This is a genomic window from Hahella sp. HN01, assembly GCF_018986435.1.
Lineage (GTDB): Bacteria > Pseudomonadota > Gammaproteobacteria > Pseudomonadales > Oleiphilaceae > Hahella.
In genome coordinates this window covers 1-2,600 of record NZ_JAHMIN010000098.1, presented here as the reverse complement: position 1 = coordinate 2,600, position 2,600 = coordinate 1, and the positions used below count along the sequence as shown (strand labels likewise).

Genomic DNA, 2,600 nt, shown 5'->3' with positions numbered 1-2,600 from the left:
CGATCAGCGGAGGAACGATCCAAGGGACGAACATCACGGGAACCACCATTAATGGCGGCGCGATCAACGGAACCAGTATCACCGGCGCTACAGTGACGGGGTCCACCATGCAGACCGCCGGCGGCGGCAAGCGGATTGTTCTGTCCTCGGCCACCAATGAAGCCCACTTCTACGGCGATCAGGGAGACGGGTCGATTCAGGAGCTGGCGAGTATCGGCATACGACCGGTCGGAGGCGACAAGTATGTGATGCAAGTGGGGAACCTGAACCCGGGCAACCGTCGGGCGGGCATACTGGCGCACTCCAATGATACGGTTGCGATCATGGCGCAATCGAATACGGGGATGCCGCTGTTTGCGGTGCATGAGTCCCAGACCGCACGGACCAGCCCGGCGATATACGCGCTCAATATGTCGCACGATCCGATATCTATGGGCATAAAAGCGAGCAGCGCAGGCGGGGTAGGGGTGAATGCCCAGGGCAACAAGTATGCGGTTTACGCCAACTTTGGAGGCTATGGCCCTTTCACCGGCGCGCACGATTGCTTATTGCGTTCCGGCAGCGAGCCCAAGCCAGGGCAAATCCTGGTCTATGGCGAGGTCATCAACCGCCGGGATTTATCCAACGTATTGCATGAAGTGAGCCTGTCATCGAAGCCGCGGCAGCGTGGCAAGGCGGGCGTTTACGTTTCCGCCACCGCCATTAACCAGGAACACTTCGACATGACGGACGACGAGTTTGCGGAGCTGGAGGACACGTATACCGCTGGCATTATGAACGCCTTGGGGGAAGGCCAGATCCTGGTTTGTGGCGAAAGCGGCGACATCGAGATAGGCGACTACATTGTCACCTCAAGCCGGCCCGGCATTGGCATGCGCCAGGAGGATGACGTGCTGCGTAGCTACACCATCGCGGAGTCCCGCGAGGCGGTTAACTGGACAGAGGAGGGAAGCGACGAGAGATTGATCTCGTGTAAGTATCTTTGTGGTTGAGGGAGGGCGCTCCTCCCCACGCTTGCGCAGTTTGAGTAAATGCCGAGCTTGTGAGATTGGGGTTAGGCTCTCAGCCTCAATGGAAACTGGTTCTGAAAAGTGCTTTGATTCAATAAGTTGGGATCTGGCATGTTGTGATAACGAGACCCCCAAGAAAGTGTATATGCGCACGCACGGTTTCTTGTAAGTGAGGTAGTTTGACTTTCTGGGGTTTTACACTGGAATCAGTGGGCTGGAGGAACTATCTTCAAAATATTAGAATGGAAAAACGTGCATGCGCGATATACAAATGTTATATAACAAGAGGCAGGTTCTAGTGGGTAAAGCTCACATCATCATTGGCTGTTTGGCACTTTTATATGCTGTTGCAGGCTTCGCGGTGGATTTCTTGCCGGTTGATGCCTTTCAATCGCCATCTAATAATTCTTACTTAAAAATTGTGCCTACTGATGAGAGTTCACTAGATTGGTCTCAATTTAGGTTACCGGCATTAGTTGTTGGGGCAATATTAGTTGTCATTAGCAAGTTTGTCGGTAGTAAAAACTAGCATGTTATATAACAAGGCACATCACTCGTGGCCTGCGGCCACTGGGATGTCAAACGCTGACGCGTTTTTCCGCCCGTGTGCTTTGCGTTGTGTGGTCAAAAAAAGAGGTCGAAATGAAAAGTTACCAATTAAGCTTTTTTTTATACTTTCAGTATTATGTTTGGTTGGTTGCGCAACGGACCCAACGTATTTAAATCCAAAACCCGAAGAGGCAGGATATCTAGTAGGATCTATAGGTAAAGTTATTACGGGTGAATATAAAAGTCCGCATAGTGCAGTAGAGCTATACCTAAGAAAAATTGGAACTGAAGATAACGTACGAATAAGCTATTTTGACCCGATTTTTATTCCAAATTCAGGTGATATTAACGAAGGGGGTAATCGATACGAGATTTTTTCTTTATCATTACTGCCTGGTAATTATGAGATTTATCAAACTAGATTTTATTACTATAATGGCCAAGTTGAAAAAGACTATTATTCAAAGCCAGATTTTTCTCTACCAATTGAAATCGAAAAGGGTAAGATGACTTACATTGGTGAATTTTTAGCTCACGGTCTTTGGTTTAAAAATATAGTAGGCTTTAAAGTTCCTGGTGCTGGGTTTTTTGAGTATAACGGAGATAAACTCGAAAGAGACTTACCTATAATCAATCGAAAATATCCAAAAATTAAGACTCATGTTCTTAAAAGGATAATTTCAGATACTGCTTCACCTTTTATATTAACGCCGCTTGAGGTTTTGGAATACAAGTCGGAATTAGAAAATAATCCTTAAGCTCATGACACATAACGAGCACCTGCACCCGACAAATTTCCGCTGTTCGCTTTTTTGCAAAAACAAGCAAGAAAGTCACCATCAGAAATTTGCCCGTGAGGCTGGCGCTATGTGTTTATAGGTTGAGGAAATCCATTGATCCTACCCACCAATGATAGACACCCTGTTAAGCGAGTACACTACGCTACAGAGGTGAACTATGACCAAACAGAAAACATCAAACTCCAAATCTCGCCAACGTTATTCCGACGAGTACAAGGCGGAAGCCCTGGCGCTAGTTCAA

3 protein-coding genes are annotated in these 2,600 nt (G+C 47.4%); all 3 read left to right on the top strand.

From position 1 onward, the window contains the following. Positions 1–992, top strand: a 992-nt coding sequence (locus KP814_RS33080; RefSeq protein WP_253938805.1) for a hypothetical protein, incomplete at its 5' end; no start/stop codon positions are given. A 274-nt stretch (positions 993–1,266) separates the two neighbouring features. Then, the gene (locus KP814_RS32275; protein ID WP_216740632.1) at positions 1,267–1,539 is read left to right on the top strand and encodes a hypothetical protein; all 273 of its coding nucleotides are present in this window, start codon (positions 1,267–1,269) and stop codon (positions 1,537–1,539) included. Between the two features lie 46 nt (positions 1,540–1,585). Then, positions 1,586–2,317, top strand: coding sequence for a hypothetical protein (locus tag KP814_RS32270; protein WP_216740631.1), 732 nt, complete (start codon positions 1,586–1,588; stop codon positions 2,315–2,317). Positions 2,318–2,600: the final 283 nt, after the last annotated feature.